Source organism: Glutamicibacter sp. FBE19 (assembly GCF_015524875.1).
Classification (GTDB): domain Bacteria; phylum Actinomycetota; class Actinomycetes; order Actinomycetales; family Micrococcaceae; genus Glutamicibacter; species Glutamicibacter halophytocola.
Map to the genome: position 1 here is coordinate 24,346 of NZ_JACKQN010000002.1, position 15,816 is coordinate 40,161.

Sequence of the window (15,816 nt, forward strand, 5' to 3'; positions counted from 1 at the left end):
TCCTCGCTAGAAGCGTGAAGATCCGCCGGAGCCAGAGAAGCTGCCGCCTCCGGAATATCCGGTAGACACCGACCCGGATGAGCTGGCGGATTCCCGCGACTGGTCTACCGAGTTCGCGCCAGAGGTGTAGCCGGCGTGGTAGCTGCTGACGCTCCAGTACATCGCGCCGGGGTTCAATACGTCCAGGATGGTCCCGCCACGCGGGCTATGGCTTCCGGTGGAGTTGCGCGAGCGTTCCATCGCCTCGCGCATCTGTTCCTTCTCCTCGTCATTTTCTGCATAGGCGTCGATTTGCGCCTTGGCAAACTCGTCCAGGCGCTCGGTCAGTCCTTGGCGAAGATCGGAGAGCTGGTCCAATGCCTGATCTACATCGATTTCCTCGGTCTTCAATTGGGTGCCGAGTGCTTCCAGCGATTCTGCGGCTGTCACCCGGTATGAAGCCAGCGCCGCGGCACTGCCCGCCAATTCGGGTTCGGCATCATCAACGAGCGTGGAAATCTGCGCTAGGTCATCGGCGAGCGGCTTGGTTTGCGCACGCCATGCGTCTTCCCATGAAGCCGAGCGAGTATAGAGAGCCGCGGCGGCAATGATGGCGTCGTCGGTGCGGTCGAGGTTTTGCGCGTCGTCCTTGAATTTCTTGGCGGCTTCCACGCCATCGGTTGATGACCGGTACTTCTTCTCAGCTGTGTCCAGGTTGGCTTGCGCATCGAAGGTTTCGCGATAGTTGGCCATGAAGTCGGCAAAGCGGCGTTCCAGCTGCGCGGCGTGCGCCGATCCTGTGGGCAGAGTTTTTGCGGCGAGCTCGGTTTCTTCCAAGTCCATCGTGACATTGGTCAGATGCTCTCGTCCTGCGTGAAAATCCTGGGCAAAGTTCTTGCGTCGCGAGGAACGCACTGCGGCAGTGGCTCCCAGGACAATTCCGGTGCCGCCGCCTCCGGCTGCTACGGTCCACCAGAGCGCAGGGCTCTTGTACCAGGGCCGATTCATGATGCCCGAGGCCTTGGTGGCTACGGCTATTACGCCATCGGTCCACCTCGACAGGTTGAAATCTTCGTAGCCTTTTTCTTGGATGCTTTCCATCTGGCCGGTGCTGACCTTGCGGTCTTCGCCGAAGTACGTGCCGATTTGCCCGTCTCCGGGTCCTTCGACGGACAGGGTGATGATCAGCAGCCCATCGGCCCAGTAGTCGCCGTAGTCCTCAGGCTTATCCGAAATCCATTCCGGATGGGATTCACGGGCGAATTCGAGGGTTTTCGCATTGATGTCATCCGAGTACTCGCCATTGCGCGTATACACCGCGACGTTGGTCGGTTCGTTGAAATCCAGATCATCGAGGGCATCTGAAAGCCGTTCACGATTGATCACGCCAGCGGTATCGTCGATGGTCACTGTCCCCAGGTTTTCACCGGCGTGGATTTGCACTGCCGGCACGGCGTGGGCCGGTGCCGCCGCGGTGAAGAATCCCCATGCCAGGATTGCCAAGGCACTGACAGCGGGCCCCTTTCGAATGCTACGTGTCATGCTCGCTTCTCCTTAGACCGATGCCAGATGGTGAGTCGACGACTGCTTCCACCAGTTTATCGATCAAAAGGGATTTTTGCCGCGGGACCAGCCGAGACGTGGATCTGCTCGTCACGATCCGCTGCTTCGCCGCTTTCTGGGGCACGCAGCAGTTTCTCCCCGGGCGCCATTCGCAACGACGTGATGCATTGCTCAGAGATGGGGCTCCCTTTCGGATTATTGCCTAATCAATAAGCAAAAACCGCTCCGGACTAGTGCTGAAAACCGGATCAGGCCTTTGATACCAGAACCGTGGAAAGGAAAACGGCGGTAAAATTGCAGAATGACTAGCATTGACGATTCAGGGGCATCCGTCCTTTCAGAACCAGAGCGCGAAATCCTCACCTGGGACACCTTTGGCGAGGCATCCCGCGAACTGGCACAGACCATTGTTGATAGCGGCTTCGAGCCGGACATCGTCTTGGCTGTGGCACGCGGCGGCCTGCTGCTGGCCGGCTCGATTTCCTACGCCCTGGGCGTCAAGGCCTGCGGCGCCCTGAACGTGGAGTTCTACACGGGCATCGGCACCGTGCTTCCCGAGCCAGTGGTGCTTCCGCCAATGCTGGATGATGGCCACCTGCGCGACAAGAAGATCCTGATAGTCGACGATGTCTCCGACTCCGGCCGCACCTTGGAGAAGGTCGTCGATCTGGTCTCCGCTTGGGGCGCAGATGTCAAGACCGTCTGCCTCTACACCAAGCCGCGAACCATCATGGTGCCGGACTACGAATGGCGCCGCACCGACAAGTGGATCACTTTCCCATGGTCGGACCTGCCACCGGTTACCGCTGGTGCAGCAAAGTAATTTTTTGATCTTCAGCAGGGAACGATGCCCATCGTTCCCTGCTTTTGCTTAGTCATGCAGGTCGGTGTTCAGCATCTCGCGTATGTAGCTAGAGGTGCACAAGTCCGTGCAATACGCTGAAGACATGACTTCCCCACTGCTGCTGACGGCAATCTCCGAAGCCGACACGGATTTCGTTGCGGAGCTGGCCGCGGATGAGCGGGTCACCGCGTACATCGGTGATGGCCAGCCATGGAGCCGGGCATACTGCGAACAGCGGGTAGCCCACGTCCTGGAAAGCCCTGGAATTTCGTGGTTCATTGCCTGGCGCGGCAAGGCTCGCATCGGCCTATTCACCGCAACACAGCGCGCCGGGGCCACCGAGATCGGGTATTGGCTGGCGCCAGAGTTCTGGGGCCAGGGGCTGGCCAAGGCCCTGGTCGCCCTTGGCATAAGGCAGCTTGAAAAAGCTGGAATCACCGACCTCATTGCCAGGGTGGCACCCGATAATGCGGCGTCGCTTAAAGTCCTCGAACGGCAAGGATTTCTCCTTCAAAGCCAGGACGCGTCGCTTCTCACCCTCACCAAAGCCGCAAGGCCGCTCTAATAGGTGCTCGCCTCATGCGGCAGCCCGAAGCTGGTAGGCCGCAAGGGATCCGGGGCTTCCTCTTCTGGCTGGTAGGTCTCAGTCGGCTCATCTTGCAGGTGCGCTCCCGCACCGCGCTCGATGAACACCACGACTGCCCAACCCGCTGCGATGAGCGCTGCGATTGCCAGCAGGCCGAGGAACAATACCAGCAGCACGGCGCCGCATGAACGCAGTCCCTTCACGAGCCGTCACTTCCTTAGCATCAAATAAATATCAGCGGTTTCCCAGAATCAAGTGTAGACGCCTTCGGTGCAAAACCCGGACACGGAAAATCACAAATGCCCCGCCCATCGCCTTGAAATTAATCAAGGCAGCCGGCGGGGCATCTGCAGTTCCAGCTAGCGCTGGGTGGCACCAAACTTCTCGGCAGCCACAGCCACAGCGGCTGCGCGCGCCTCGGATGCCTCATCGGCGGTCAGGGTGCGATCGGTAGCGCGGAAGCGCAAGCCGAAGGCCAACGACTTCTTGCCATCTTCGATCCCCTTGCCCTGGTACACGTCGAACAAGGCGATATCTTCGAGCAGCTCGCCTGCGCCTTCGCGCAATGCGGCCAGCACTTCCCCGGCGACAACGTCCTGGTCCACGACCAGTGCCACGTCCTGGGTAGCCAGCGGCTGGCTGGACAGGTGCTGGGCAACAACTACAGCAGGAGCCGCATCCATCAGCGCAGCAGCGTTCAGTTCCATGGCCACGGTGCGCGCTGGCAGGTCCCAATCCTTGAGCAGCTGCGGGTGCAGTTCACCGGCGTAGCCGACAACTTCACCGGCAACCATCAGCTGGGCGGCACGGCCCGGGTGGAAGCCCTGGTGGCTGCCCTGGGCAACCTCGAGCTGCACACCGAGGATCCCGGCAACTCCTTGGGCGGTGTCCAAGGCGTCAGCCCAGTCCCAGGCGCGTGGCTCGAAGCCAGCGGCGGCCGAGGCTTCATGCCCGGTGAGGACAGCAGCCAGATGCCATGGCTGGCGGGGCACGCCGTTGAACAGCTCGGCCAGCACTTCATCACTCGGCTTGGCGCCCAGTGGCGGAAGCACGCTGGAGCCCAGTTGCTCGCCTGGCAGGAATACCAGGCCGCCCTCATAGAGGGCCAGATCGCGGAAGCCGCGGCCGATATTGCGGCGCGCGGTGTCCAGCAGCCCTGGCAGCAGGCTGGTGCGCAGGAAGCGGAATTCCTTGGAGATCGGGTTGGCCAGCGAAATGGCCTTCACCGCGGTGCCCGCCGTTGCTGCGCCGAAGGTGTTGTTCTGCAGTTCGGAGACGAACGGGTAGGACAGGATCTCGGTCAGTCCTGCATCCGCCAAGCCCTGGAGCAAGCGGCGACGCTGGGACTGCGCGCGGGTCAAGCCACGGCCCGGAGGGGCCACTGGCAAGGTTGCCGGGATCTTGTCGTAGCCCACAACGCGGGCCACTTCCTCGACCAGGTCTTCCTTGATGGCCAGGTCCGGGCGCCAGCTCGGGGCGGTGACCAGGAAGCCGCCGGCGTTCTGCGCCACGGTGGCGCCGATGCCTTCGAGCGAGTCCACGGTCTGCTCATCGGTATAGTCCACGCCGATCAGTGCGCTGGCGAAACCTGCTGGCAGCTGGATCTGCGTATCGGCTGGCTGCGCGCCGGCATCGGTGATCCTGGTGGTTTCGGTGCCACCGGCCAGCTGCACGAGCAGATTCACGGCGCGCTGGGCCGCGACCTGCATGATGCTCGGGTCCACACCGCGTTCAAAGCGCTTGGAGGCTTCGGAAGGCAGCTTGTGGCGGCGGCGCGATCGGCCGATGGACACGGCGTCGAAGTGCGCGGCCTCGATCAGCACCCGGGTGGTCGAATCCGAGACCTCGGTGGCCGCCCCGCCCATGACCCCGGCGATGCCCAGGGCACCGGACTCGTCGGTGATCAACAGGTCCTCGGCCGAGAGCTCGCGCTCCTTGTCGTCCAAGGTGGTCAGCTTCTCCCCGGCATTGGCGCGGCGCACGGTGATCGCACCGGTGAGCTTGTCGGCATCGTAGAAGTGCAGCGGCGCGCCGAGTTCCAGCATCACGTAGTTCGAGATGTCCACCGGCAGCGAGATCGAGCGCATGCCCGCCAGCTGCAGGCGCGAAGCCATCCAGCGCGGGGTGGGCAGGGCCGGGTTGATGCCGGTGACCTCGCGGGTCACGAAGCGGGTGCAGCCAGGGACACCGTAGATTGGCGCCTGGTCGGCAAGCACGACCTCATGGCCGGCCTCGGTGGCTTCAGCGACCGCAACGGTGCTTGCCGGGTCGGTGAAGGAGGTTCCGGTAGCCAGCGCGTACTCGCGGGCCACGCCGCGGATCGAGAAGCAGTAGCCGCGGTCCGGGGTCACGTTGATCTCGGCGGCCTGGTCGTCCAGTCCGAAGAGCTCGAAGACGTCGGTGCCCAGTTCCGGATCCAGACCGTAGTTGGAGAGCACGATGATGCCATCGTGGTCATCGCCGATGCCCAGTTCGCGGGAGGAGGCGATCATGCCGGCCGAGGTGTGGCCGTAGGTCTTGCGCGGGGAGATCTTGAAGTCTCCTGGCAGCACCGCTCCGGGCAGGGTGACAACAACCTTGTCGCCTTCCACGAAGTTGTGCGCGCCGCAAACGATCCCCTGCACACCCGTCGGGTCGATGCCCTTGCCGGCCAGGGTCTGCTCGGTGCCTTCCGGGACCACGCGGACCTGGCACCAGTTGATGGTCTTGCCGTTGGAGGCGACTTCCTTCTCCAAGGAGAGCACCTGGCCGACCACGATCGGGCCGGAGAGCTCGTCGGAGGGGCGGTGCACGTCTTCTTCTTCGAGGCCGACCTTGACCAGGTCCGCCATGACGTCTTCAGCCGAGGCGTCGGCCGGTACCTGCGCATACTCGCGCAGCCATGAAAGTGGAATACGCATTGCTTAGATCTCCATCCCGAAGTGCTGGCTGAAACGGATGTCGCCCTCGATCATGTCGTGCATGTCGGGGACATCGTTGCGGAACATGAGCGTGCGCTCAATGCCCATGCCGAAGGCAAAGCCGGAGTACTCTTCCGGGTCGATGCCGGCAGCGCGCAGCACGTTCGGGTTGATCATGCCGCAGCCGCCCCACTCGATCCAGCGCGGGCCGCCCTTGGCACCCGGGTGCCAGATATCCAGCTCGGCCGATGGCTCGGTGAAGGGGAAGTAGGCTGGGCGCAAGCGGATCTGGGCTTCTTCGCCGAACATCTGGCGGGCGAAGTGCTCCAGGGTGCCGCGCAGGTCGGCCATGGTCAGGCCCTTGTCCACGGCCAGGCCTTCGAACTGGTGGAAGACCGGGGTGTGGGTGGCATCGAGCTCATCGGTGCGGAAGGTGCGTCCCGGGCACAGCACGTAGACCGGCAGATCGCGCTCGAGCATGGAGCGGACCTGCACCGGGGAGGTGTGGGTGCGCAATACCAGGTGCGCGTCGGCAGGCTCGATGAAGAAGGTGTCCTGCATTTCGCGGGCCGGATGGTCCGGCTTGAAGTTCAGCGCGTCGAAGTTGAACCATTCGGATTCAACTTCTGGGCCCTCGGCAATTTCCCAGCCCATGCCGACGAAGATGTCGGACACCCGGTCCTGCAGGACCGAGAGCGGATGGCGGGCGCCAAGGGGGCGGCGGCGCGCGGCAGCGGTGACGTCAACGGTCTCTTCGATGAGGATGCGGGCGGCTTCTGCTTCTTCCAGCACCGTGGTGCGGGCAGCCAGCGCCTTGTTGACCCGTCCGCGGGCCGAGCCAACCAGCTTGCCAGCGACGGCTTTCTCGGACTTGTCGAGCTGGCCGATCTGGCGGTTGGCCAGGGACAGCGCCGACTTTTCACCGGTATGCGCCAGGCGGGCTTCCTTCAGCTCGTTCAGGTCGCCGGCAGCCTCGATGGCGGCCAGGGCAGCTTCAACGGCTGCCTGGATTCCTGCTTCATCGGTTGGGTGCGGAACGTTGGGCTCCCCGTCGGGAGCTTGTCCAGTTGTCTGATCAGACATGGGATCGATCGATCCTTACTCTTATCTTGTACTTACGCGTAGAACACTTTGGTTCCATTCTATTGCCAAGGGCCCGTGATCGTTTCACCGATGACGGGCCCTTGACGTGAAGCTTCTTACCAGGAAGCAGCTATCCGGATGCTTAGTGCGCTTCCTTGGCGCCCTTTGGCGCGAAAGCCAATACGAAGACCAGAGTCAGGACGAGTATTGCTCCCCCGAAGATCGCCGAGTAGAACAGCGAGTGGTCGAATTTGCCGGTCGCCTGGTACACCGGAGCGCCCTGAATCATGTCAAAGGTCACAGTGTGGTGCTCGACTTCGCCCGGGGCGTGGGAGGTGACTTCACCGGGGAAGTTCACGTGCAAGTTGGCCTCGGTGAAGGAGGAGTCAACGGCAGCCTTGTCGCCTGGCATGGAGAAGGTCACTTCCTTGCCGTCATCTGCCAGGTTGATCTCAAATCCGAAGACCTTGAACGCGTCTTTGAGCTGAGTGTAGGTTTTCACGCCATCGGTCTCAAAGCGCAGGCCAACGTTCTCGCCCTCCTCGATCTTCGAGTAGGTCCACTTGCCGCCAATCTGCTGTTCCATGGCAGCAGTGTCAACCTGTGAAGCCAGAAGTTCATCGAGGCTCATGCCCTGAAGGTTTTCCTTGTTCATGGTGACTTCAACGGCACCGGTCGTCTTGTCTTGACCCTGAACGTTGACTTCTGCATTCATGTTGACGCAGCCGGACAAAGCTAGGACGGCGGTAAAGACCAGCGCAATCACGCTCAAAAGTCTCTTCACGGAAAAGGGCTCCTCAAAAATGTTGGGGTTCAGAAAACGTGCATTGCCTCAACGGGCGCTAGTTCAAGCTTACGCGTCTTTATTTGGTCGCACTTGCACGTGCTTGCTCCAGGCATGCCGCGACTATCGGGGCATCCGCTGGGATCCATTCAACGGCCTTGGGCAATGAGCCATCGAGCGCGAGCCAGGCCAGCTGGTCATGTCCATCCAAGGTGTCGGGCACCCCAGCGGTGATCTGTGCAAACCACATCCGCATGGCTGCCTTCTCGTTCAGCGGCCACCCTTGGGGGTGGGGACCTGGAATGGGCGCGCCTAGCTGGATGGCGACTCCGAGCTCTTCGCGCAGTTCCCGGTGCACCGCGTCGATTTCGCTCTCCCCCGGTTCGACTTTCCCTCCGGGGAACTCCCACAATCCGGCCAGGGATTCAGGCCGGTTGCGGCGGGCCGCTAGCAGTTTGCCCGGAGCTTCAAGGTCATCAACGATGGCTACCGCGACAATTTGTTTCAGCATTCTTGTTTCCGGCATGGGCTAGCTCGACTTGGTGGCGTGCTGGGCCCGCGCTGATGCGTACAGGCATACGGTCGCGGCGGTTCCCACATTCAGCGATTCGGCCACGCCGTAGAGCGGAACGGCCACGGCATGGTCTGCGGCCTGCTTTTCGTGCTCGTCAAGGCCCTGCCCCTCGTTGCCGAAAAGCCATAGCGTTGGCGCTTCCAGGACTGGCTGGCCCTCAAGCCACTGGTCTTCTTCGGCACCGCCGTGGTGCGCCCGGAGGACTGCGGCGTCCTGGAGCGAATCAAGGTTGAGCGCACCGTATCCATCGGCGGCCAGCACTTGGCTTCCGGTGGTTTTAGCGGCTTCGATGAGGTGGTCGAATTCGATGTTGTTCAGCACCGGCAGGTGGAACAGCGAGCCGACGGTGGAACGCACGGCCTTCGGGTTGTAAATATCAACGCTGCCCTTGGTCAGGATTACCGCGTCTGCCCCGGCGGCGTCGGCAGCGCGCAGCACGGTGCCTGCGTTTCCCGGGTCCTGGACTCGGCAGAGGACCGCAATGAGTTTCGGCTTGGAGGAGAGCACTTCGCTCAGTTGCGGCTGGGCGATTGCAGCGACGGCGAGAATGCCCTGAGGGGTCTGGGTATCGGCCATGGCATGCAGTACTTCGCCGGTGACGATGCGCGTTGGAACCTGCGCTTGCTCGAGCAGTTCTGCGAACTCGTCATGGCTTTCGAGGAAACCACCCACCACGTAGACGGCCTGGAGAAGGTTGTCATCCAGCAGGTGGGCCTTGAGTGCTTCCCGCACGGCCTGTGGTCCTTCGACCAGGAATTCCCCTGTGGCTTCACGCCCCTTGCGGTTGGCAAGCCGGGCAACGGCTTTGACTCGTTCGGCGCGTGGATTGGACATCACTTCAGGGGAAAAACTGCTCATACTTCGAGAATACCGGTAGAAACACCAATGGGCAGGTTCCGCGTCATGCGCGGAACCCACCCATCGGTGTGATCTGTCCTACCTGAGCATTAGCTCAAAGGGAGAAAAGATTTACTTCATCTGCTGGCGGGATTCTCCACCAGCTGGTTCGAAGCCTGCAGCCTTGGCAGCTTCAACCGAGTTGAACCAGAATTCAGCTTCGGTCTGCTCGTACCAGGTCGAGCCTGGAACGTGGTACTTGTTCGAGCCGGCGTTGCCCTTGATAACGAAGCCCTCAGGAGCGTCTTCGCCTTCAACAGCCTTGATTACACCTTCGCCCTCGACGGACTTGGCAGCGGCAGCCTTAGGAGCCTTGGCAGCCTTTGGAGCAGCAACCTCTGCGGCAGCGCGTGGAGCGTTGACGTCAGCTGGAAGAGCTTCCTTTGCAACCTTAACCAGGGTTGCGAATGCGTTGGAGTCCGATACGGCCAGTTCGGCCAGCATGCGGCGGTCAACCTCGATCTCAGCAGCCTTCAGGCCCTGGATCAAGCGGTTGTAGGTCATGCCGTTGGCGCGGGATGCAGCGTTGATGCGCTGGATCCACAGGCGGCGGAAGTCGCCCTTGCGCTTACGGCGGTCGTTGAAGCTGTAAACGAACGAGTGGAGCAGCTGCTCCTTGGCCTTGCGGTACAGGCGCGAACGCTGACCGCGGTAACCCTTTGCGCGTTCCAGAACGACGCGACGCTTCTTGTGGGCGTTTACAGCCCGCTTCACACGTGCCACGTGTGTACTCCTTCAAGTCAGTTCCCCAGTGCCCGCGATTTTGCGGGGTGGGAGAAATCTATGGGTGGTGGGGTATTGCTTCCCCGAATTGCGAAAGGGAGAGCTTAGAGGCCCAGCATCCGCTTGATGGTCTTTACATCGGCCTTAGCGACGATCTGGTCAGAAGCCAGGCGACGGGTAATGCGCGAGGACTTGTGCTCCAGGTAGTGGCGACGGTTGGCCTGCTGACGAACGAGCTTACCGCTACCGGTCAGCTTGAAGCGCTTCTTGGCGCCACTGTGAGTCTTGAACTTCGGCATAGCTGCCGTTCTCCTAACGTGCTCCACACGGCAAAATTACCGCGTGGGGATCATCCGAAGCGGGCCCCGTATAAGGTGACCGCTGTTGTTCTCTTGTAGTTGGATCTTCCCGGGGGAAGATCCTTCACCGTAAACGGTGACGGGCTCGAAAGCCCAACAGGCTTGGCTAGGCGTCGCCTTCAGCTGCTTGGCGGGCCTGCTCCAACTTGGCGCGGGCTTCGTCATCCATAGCTGCTGCAACGTTCTGGCCCTCGGTTTCAGCTGGAGCGTCGGTGCGGATCTTGCGCTTGGCCGAATTACGGCCACCGGACTTCTGCTGCTGCTGTTCGCGGCGAGCCTCTGCCTTGTTCTTCAGCGGACCAACAACCATGACCATGTTTCGGCCATCGATGCGCGGGCTGGACTCAATGATTCCAACCTCGGCGACGTCTGCTGCAAACTTTTCCAGCAAGCGGATGCCCATCTCTGGACGCTGCTGTTCACGACCGCGGAACTGGATCATGGCTTTCACCTTGTCGCCAGCGCCCAGGAAGCGCAACGCGTGCCCAACCTTGGTCTCGTAGTCGTGAGTATCAATCTTCAGGCGGAAGCGAACTTCCTTCAAGACCGTGTTGGTCTGGTTCTTACGAGCTTCACGAGCCTTAACAGCGGCTTCGTACTTGTACTTGCCGAAGTCCATCAGTTTGCACACTGGAGGCTTGGCGTTGGGTGCCACCTCGACCAAGTCCAGATCGGACTCATGAGCCAAACGAAGCGCGTCCTCGATGCGGACGATGCCTACCTGCTCACCATTGGGGCCGACGAGACGTACCTCTGGCACGCGAATGCGCTCATTAATGCGTGGATCGCTGATGTGTCACTCCTGAAATTCGTAATCCATAACCACAAACGAAGAAGGCCCCCGTCTGCGATTGCAGGCGAAGGCCAAAAGAGAACGACATGATGAGTGGCGCATATCATTGCGCCTGCATCTGGGGATTGCACGAATGCGATCCTGCCGAAATACCCGGAAGCCTGGAAACGGCGACAGCGGGTGGGAGATGGCCTCCACTTGCATGGCTCAATACTAGTACGAATCTGGCATCCAGGGCTAACTGGAGAACATGAGAAGTACCGGCATCGAGTCGGTCTGTGACAAGCTTAGCAGTATGAGTACCGAAGACACCAACTCGCATCAGCACCTCGTCGATCAGCAGGTGCGCGATATCGCCGAAGTTCCGGCTGTAGAAATCATCACCACCGCGGCGGTTCACCTCATGAGCGCGGCCGCCGTTAAATGCGGCCTGGCCGAGGGCGAAGACGCCGTTGAGCTGAAGGATCTGGATGAAGCTCGAAAGCTGATCACCGCTCTTGCAGGCCTAGTCACCGCGGGCGCACCTGAGATCGGTTCGCAGCACGCAGCTCCATTGCGCGATGGCCTGCGCAGCTTGCAGCTGGCGTTCCGCGAAGCTTCGCTGATCCCGGATGCTCCAGGCAAGGGCCCCGGCGAAAAGTTCACCGGCGCTGTCAACTAAGCAACCATCCTAGTTTTTTAAGAGATTAACATCATGGGCTCGGCTTCTTCGGAAGCCGAGCCCATCGTTGTATGCATCACAAGATTCCTTTTGCGCAGCGAGCCGTCCGCTTCGGGCTAGTGTTGTTCCAATGGAACTGATCGAACAGCCCGTCTTGGACGCAACGCCCTATTATCTGCGCCCGTTTTCGCTTGAGGACATCCCGCTCATCAAGCAGGCTTCGTCGGACCCCTACATCACAAGGATCACCACTGTGCCGCTACAGGGCGATCATCAACAATGCCTGGAATTCATCTATCGCCAATGGAGCAGAACCACGGATGGAACCGGATACTCATTCGCCATCGCGGATTCGACAACCCATCGGGCTGTCGGGCAGATTGGCCTGTGGTTCCGCGACGCCCGCCACGGACGGGCAAGCATCGGCTACTGGGTGGGACCGGAACATCGCCGTCAAGGCATTGCCGCCTGCGCGCTGAACACCCTCGCTGATTGGGGCCTGGGTTATCCTGGCATCCATCGTGTCGAGCTGTACGTCGAGCCGTGGAACGAAGGCTCCTGGCGTGTGGCCGAACGGTGTGGATTCCAGCGCGAAGGGTTGTTGCGCGGCTGGGAGCTGATCGGCAATGAGCCCAAGGATCTGTATATGTACTCGCGCATCGCCGAGAGGGCGCAGGACTAGGCCGTAGTTTCCCAGCGCTGCCGGCGAGCCCGGCGCACCCGACGGCGAATCTGCTGGGCAACCAGGGCGGCCAGGACCACGATGGTGGCCATGATGCCAATGCCGACAAAGGCGTAGGCCGGGCCAGCACTGTCCACGAAGAGCCCGGTGACCGGTGAACCCAATGCGGTGCCAGCGGTCATCGCGGAACCGTACCAGCCCATGGCTTCGCCACGGCGTTTTTCGGCCACCAAATCCGTGAGCCATTCCGAGGCGGCCGAGAGGGTCGGCGCACAGAGGAACCCGGGCAAGGCGGAGAAGAGGGCCAAGGACCAGGTGTCCCACGCGAAGTACATCGGGATCGTCAAAATCGCCATGAACAACAGCAGCAGCAGGGGCGAAACCACACGCTTCATGGAGCCGTAGACCAGGCCCCCAATCAGCGAAGCACCGCACCAGAATAAGAACACCAATCCGAGACGGTGGCTTTGCATGGCGGCATCGAGCTCGGCCACGATGGCCACTTCGGTGCCGGTGAGCAGCATCCCGGCTCCGGCTGAGGCGATGAAAACCGCCAGCACCGATGCGCTGATCCAGCTGAAGCGGCTCTTGAAGGCCCGTCCGCGCTTCTTGATCCTGGCCCGCGCCGACTTCCAGCCAGCAACGATCAGTTCGCCTTCAACCTCTTGCACGCCCATTGGGGCTGCGGCAATGAAGCTGGCTTCGGCACCCAGCCGCTCTTCATGGGCATTGGGCTGCATGGCGATGGCCTTGGGGTCATCGCTGCGAGTTGGCGGGTTGAGGATCATCAGCACCAATCCGGCCAGGGAGGCGGTCAGTCCAATCACGCTTAGCCCGATCACGCTGCTGATCTGGGTGGCAACAATGCCGGCAGTTGCCGGCCCGACGATGAACACCAATTCGGTGGCTGTCGCGTCCAATGCAAATGCGGTTCGCCGCTGCTCGCCGGTGGTCATGATGCCCAAGGCCGTACGCACCACGGAGAATACTGGCAGGGCGAATAAACCGCCGACGAAGGCCAAGGGGTAAACCCAGACCAGCGGCACGTGCGGGACGGTGCACCAAACCAGGGTTTCGACGATGATCGAAGGCAGCATGGCCCGGCGCAATCCCCACGAGTCTACGCGTGATCCGCGCCAGGGTGCGCCGATGGCGATACCCAGGGTCATCAACGCCGTGACCAAGCCGGCCGAGACCCAGCTCTGTTCAAGGTTGTTGACCAGATGCAGGAGCAAGAGCATGCTCAGTGCAGAGTGAGGAAGTCGGGCAATCATGCCAATCAGCAGGAGCATCGAGATCTGCGGCTGGCGCAGAATCTGCCAATAGCTTTTCATGCCCGAGGTGTTCCTTACTTCTAGGAGCCCGCCGAGTCTAGCTTGGCGCGCTATGCAAACTGAGTTCTAGGGAATCCACCGCTTCAGTGAATTCAGTGTTCTGGGCCAAGCGCCCCTGGATGGCGCCGGTGATTTCCTGCGCCTTCTCCCGGCTTGTTCCCGGTGCGAAAACGAACTGCAAATTGAGTTCTGGTCCGGATCCGCCGCCAGGAACCATCTGGCCGTCCCTGGTTCTTGAGCCTACTCCCCTGCCCGGAGCCAGCTTCACGGCCTGCAATTGGCTGAAGCCTTCGGTGGCATCCTGCACGAGGTTGGCGATCTGCTGATTCTGATAGCTTGGAGTCCAGTCGATCTGCTTGGCGAGGTTCCAGACCCCCGGTCGGCGCAGGACGAAAGTGAAGTCGCTGCCCGGATCAAGGACCAGCAGCTGGCATTCCTCGCTGACCGCCGAGAGTGCCGCGCGCGGGGCAAACACTGCCACCGGCCGGGCCTCCTTGTGCCAGGCTTGCAGTCGTTCGACGGTGCTGAAGACAGGCAGGGCCATTCGGCCGTCCGGAGCATTGATCTTCACCAGTGCCATGTCGGCTTCCTTGTCCGAAGCGAAACCGTGCTCGGTCATGGCTTCTTCGCCGAGCTGGGCGACAACCGCCACGAACACCCGTGCAGTGGCCAAGGCCTTGTGGACTTCGGCCTCGGAGCCTTTGCCGTCGCGCAGCTGCGCCAGCGCCTCCATGGTTTGGGAGTCGGCGCTGCCGTCGTCCTTGTCGAAATTATGCAGGGGGTTGCCCTCGCCGCTGAGGTCGCGCCCTTCCCAATCCTGCCCCGCAGAGTCGGCGGGTGAACCGGCCTGGGCCAAGGCCGCGACGATATGTCCAGGCAGGTGGCGTTGAGGCGCTGATTCAGAATGCTCCGTGCTCATAGCTCCATGCTATCGGTGGATTTGCTTCAGTTGAAAGGACGGACGGAATCTTCTCCCATGAGCTTGAACACCACGGATGGGTAATTCAAGATTTTTTGCGGAAATCAGCAGCCGGCGAATGCCCTCTGGTTTCATCGTGCGCTGTCCGCGCCAGAAAACAAATGACGGCTTGAATGCCCAGTGGCATTCAAACCGTCATTGTGGTGGAGCGAGCGGACTTAGCGGCGTCCTGCTACGTCCAGGGCCTCCTGCAAGGTGAACTGTCCTGAGTACAGGGCCTTGCCCATGATGGCGCCCTCGATGCCTTCTGGAACTAGCTCGCGAAGCACACGCAGGTCTTCGAGCGACGAGATGCCGCCCGACGCTACGACAGGCTTATTGGTTTTTGCGGCGATTTCACGCAACAGCTCGACGTTCGGTCCGCGAAGGGTGCCGTCCTTGGTCACGTCGGTGACGACGTAACGGGCGCATCCCGCATCTTCCAGGCGCGCCAGGACCTCCCACAAGTCGCCTCCATCTTTGGTCCAGCCGTGGCCCGACAAGGTGGTGCCTCGAACGTCCATGCCCACTGCGATCTTGTCGCCATGACGGGCGATGGCCTGCTTGGTCCATTCAGGATTTTCTAGCGCAGCGGTTCCCAAGTTGACGCGGGTCGCGCCGAATTCCAAGGCGCGGTCCAGGGACGCATCGTCACGAATGCCACCAGAGAGCTCAACTTTGATGTTCAGTTCCTTGGCGATGCGCTGGACGATCTCCACGTTGCTGCCGCGGTCAAAAGCAGCATCCAAATCAACCAGGTGCAGCCATTCAGCGCCTGCGTTCTGCCAGGAAAGGGCAGCTTCCAGTGGATCGCCGTAGCCCGTCTCGGAACCGGCTTCGCCCTGGACCAGACGCACTGCCTGGCCTCCGGCGATGTCTACGGCAGGCAAGAGTTCGAGAATTGGTTGCTCGCTCATAATGTCCTTTGTGAAGAAATGAATTTTTTAGAGGGCCAATACCCACGCGGCAATGATGCTCATTGCTGCGAGAGCCCATAGCGCGATGACCCAAGAGATATGGGCCTTCTGGCTTTTGAGGGAGATCGCTCCGCCAGCCAGGAATGCGCCAACGAACCCAAGCACGATGGTCCACATGC

The 15,816-nt window shown here is 61.2% G+C and carries 18 protein-coding genes; 4 read left to right on the top strand and 14 right to left on the bottom strand.

The window, feature by feature from the left end; genetic code table 11:
- Positions 1–6 precede the first annotated feature (6 nt).
- Entirely contained in the window at positions 7–1,521 is a 1,515-nt protein-coding gene (locus H6F58_RS03730; protein WP_146278083.1) for a DUF5129 domain-containing protein, read from the bottom strand.
- A gap of 322 nt (positions 1,522–1,843) precedes the next feature.
- On the opposite strand from H6F58_RS03730, the gene H6F58_RS03735 reads away from it, so the two are divergent.
- Both H6F58_RS03735 and H6F58_RS03740 read left to right on the top strand, forming a co-directional pair.
- Positions 1,844–2,365, top strand: a complete 522-nt coding sequence (locus H6F58_RS03735) for a phosphoribosyltransferase (RefSeq protein WP_146278082.1) — start codon at positions 1,844–1,846, stop codon at positions 2,363–2,365.
- Between the two features lie 124 nt (positions 2,366–2,489).
- On the top strand, positions 2,490–2,951 hold the full coding sequence (locus tag H6F58_RS03740; protein ID WP_171918749.1) for a GNAT family N-acetyltransferase: 462 nt from the start codon (positions 2,490–2,492) through the stop codon (positions 2,949–2,951).
- On the opposite strand, the gene H6F58_RS03745 is transcribed toward H6F58_RS03740, so the two are convergent.
- The 9 genes from H6F58_RS03745 to infC form a co-directional block, all read right to left on the bottom strand.
- Positions 2,948–3,175 (bottom strand): hypothetical protein, encoded by a 228-nt coding sequence (locus H6F58_RS03745; protein WP_195181133.1) that lies wholly within the window; start codon positions 3,173–3,175, stop codon positions 2,948–2,950. The two genes, H6F58_RS03740 and H6F58_RS03745, sit on opposite strands and share 4 nt — an antisense overlap.
- A gap of 156 nt (positions 3,176–3,331) precedes the next feature.
- A complete protein-coding gene (gene pheT / locus H6F58_RS03750; RefSeq protein WP_195181134.1) occupies positions 3,332–5,872 on the bottom strand; it encodes a phenylalanine--tRNA ligase subunit beta in 2,541 nt (846 codons plus the stop codon).
- Positions 5,873–5,875: 3 nt separating this feature from the next.
- A complete protein-coding gene (gene pheS, locus H6F58_RS03755) occupies positions 5,876–6,955 on the bottom strand; it encodes a phenylalanine--tRNA ligase subunit alpha (protein WP_060701157.1) in 1,080 nt (359 codons plus the stop codon).
- Between the two features lie 142 nt (positions 6,956–7,097).
- Positions 7,098–7,739 (bottom strand): DUF3153 domain-containing protein, encoded by a 642-nt coding sequence (locus tag H6F58_RS03760; protein ID WP_146278078.1) that lies wholly within the window; start codon positions 7,737–7,739, stop codon positions 7,098–7,100.
- A gap of 79 nt (positions 7,740–7,818) precedes the next feature.
- Complete coding sequence (locus H6F58_RS03765; RefSeq protein WP_146278077.1) at positions 7,819–8,250, bottom strand: NUDIX domain-containing protein; 432 nt, start codon at positions 8,248–8,250, stop codon at positions 7,819–7,821.
- An 18-nt stretch (positions 8,251–8,268) separates the two neighbouring features.
- Positions 8,269–9,171, bottom strand: a complete 903-nt coding sequence (locus H6F58_RS03770) for an RNA methyltransferase (RefSeq protein ID WP_146278076.1) — start codon at positions 9,169–9,171, stop codon at positions 8,269–8,271.
- Between the two features lie 111 nt (positions 9,172–9,282).
- The gene (rplT, locus tag H6F58_RS03775) at positions 9,283–9,933 is read right to left on the bottom strand and encodes a 50S ribosomal protein L20 (protein WP_060701153.1); all 651 of its coding nucleotides are present in this window, start codon (positions 9,931–9,933) and stop codon (positions 9,283–9,285) included.
- Positions 9,934–10,037: 104 nt separating this feature from the next.
- A complete protein-coding gene (gene rpmI, locus H6F58_RS03780) occupies positions 10,038–10,232 on the bottom strand; it encodes a 50S ribosomal protein L35 (RefSeq protein ID WP_060701152.1) in 195 nt (64 codons plus the stop codon).
- Positions 10,233–10,398: 166 nt separating this feature from the next.
- The gene (gene infC, locus H6F58_RS03785) at positions 10,399–11,085 is read right to left on the bottom strand and encodes a translation initiation factor IF-3 (protein WP_098945495.1); all 687 of its coding nucleotides are present in this window, start codon (positions 11,083–11,085) and stop codon (positions 10,399–10,401) included.
- Between the two features lie 295 nt (positions 11,086–11,380).
- Here infC and H6F58_RS03790 point away from each other — a divergent pair, with 295 nt between their 5' ends.
- The gene (locus H6F58_RS03790; RefSeq protein ID WP_060701150.1) at positions 11,381–11,746 is read left to right on the top strand and encodes a DUF1844 domain-containing protein; all 366 of its coding nucleotides are present in this window, start codon (positions 11,381–11,383) and stop codon (positions 11,744–11,746) included.
- Positions 11,747–11,876: 130 nt separating this feature from the next.
- Complete coding sequence (locus H6F58_RS03795) at positions 11,877–12,428, top strand: GNAT family protein (protein ID WP_195181135.1); 552 nt, start codon at positions 11,877–11,879, stop codon at positions 12,426–12,428.
- Here the strand turns inward: H6F58_RS03795 and H6F58_RS03800 are convergent.
- From H6F58_RS03800 to H6F58_RS03815, 4 genes are all read right to left on the bottom strand, one after another.
- Positions 12,425–13,762, bottom strand: coding sequence for an MFS transporter (locus H6F58_RS03800; protein WP_195181136.1), 1,338 nt, complete (start codon positions 13,760–13,762; stop codon positions 12,425–12,427). The genes H6F58_RS03795 and H6F58_RS03800 overlap by 4 nt on opposite strands.
- A 37-nt stretch (positions 13,763–13,799) precedes the next feature.
- Entirely contained in the window at positions 13,800–14,681 is an 882-nt protein-coding gene (locus tag H6F58_RS03805; protein ID WP_060701147.1) for an SseB family protein, read from the bottom strand.
- Between the two features lie 218 nt (positions 14,682–14,899).
- Positions 14,900–15,637 carry a bifunctional 1-(5-phosphoribosyl)-5-((5-phosphoribosylamino)methylideneamino)imidazole-4-carboxamide isomerase/phosphoribosylanthranilate isomerase PriA gene (priA, locus tag H6F58_RS03810; protein WP_060701146.1) on the bottom strand — a complete coding sequence of 246 codons (738 nt, stop codon included), beginning with the start codon at positions 15,635–15,637 and terminating at the stop codon, positions 14,900–14,902.
- Between the two features lie 27 nt (positions 15,638–15,664).
- Positions 15,665–15,814 carry a hypothetical protein gene (locus tag H6F58_RS03815; RefSeq protein ID WP_171918751.1) on the bottom strand — a complete coding sequence of 50 codons (150 nt, stop codon included), beginning with the start codon at positions 15,812–15,814 and terminating at the stop codon, positions 15,665–15,667.
- Positions 15,815–15,816 lie beyond the last annotated feature (2 nt).

Coding starts and splice junctions, on each gene's coding strand:
- H6F58_RS03735 (WP_146278082.1), top strand. CDS start 1,844: ATGACTAGCATTGACGATTCAGGGGCATCCGTCCTTTCAGAACCAGAG.
- pheS (WP_060701157.1), bottom strand. CDS start 6,955: ATGTCTGATCAGACAACTGGACAAGCTCCCGACGGGGAGCCCAACGTT.
- priA (WP_060701146.1), bottom strand. CDS start 15,637: ATGAGCGAGCAACCAATTCTCGAACTCTTGCCTGCCGTAGACATCGCC.
- H6F58_RS03765 (WP_146278077.1), bottom strand. CDS start 8,250: ATGCTGAAACAAATTGTCGCGGTAGCCATCGTTGATGACCTTGAAGCT.
- H6F58_RS03790 (WP_060701150.1), top strand. CDS start 11,381: ATGAGTACCGAAGACACCAACTCGCATCAGCACCTCGTCGATCAGCAG.
- H6F58_RS03740 (WP_171918749.1), top strand. CDS start 2,490: ATGACTTCCCCACTGCTGCTGACGGCAATCTCCGAAGCCGACACGGAT.
- H6F58_RS03730 (WP_146278083.1), bottom strand. CDS start 1,521: ATGACACGTAGCATTCGAAAGGGGCCCGCTGTCAGTGCCTTGGCAATC.
- H6F58_RS03815 (WP_171918751.1), bottom strand. CDS start 15,814: ATGTGGACCATCGTGCTTGGGTTCGTTGGCGCATTCCTGGCTGGCGGA.
- H6F58_RS03795 (WP_195181135.1), top strand. CDS start 11,877: ATGGAACTGATCGAACAGCCCGTCTTGGACGCAACGCCCTATTATCTG.
- rpmI (WP_060701152.1), bottom strand. CDS start 10,232: ATGCCGAAGTTCAAGACTCACAGTGGCGCCAAGAAGCGCTTCAAGCTG.
- pheT (WP_195181134.1), bottom strand. CDS start 5,872: ATGCGTATTCCACTTTCATGGCTGCGCGAGTATGCGCAGGTACCGGCC.
- H6F58_RS03805 (WP_060701147.1), bottom strand. CDS start 14,681: ATGAGCACGGAGCATTCTGAATCAGCGCCTCAACGCCACCTGCCTGGA.
- H6F58_RS03800 (WP_195181136.1), bottom strand. CDS start 13,762: ATGAAAAGCTATTGGCAGATTCTGCGCCAGCCGCAGATCTCGATGCTC.
- H6F58_RS03770 (WP_146278076.1), bottom strand. CDS start 9,171: ATGAGCAGTTTTTCCCCTGAAGTGATGTCCAATCCACGCGCCGAACGA.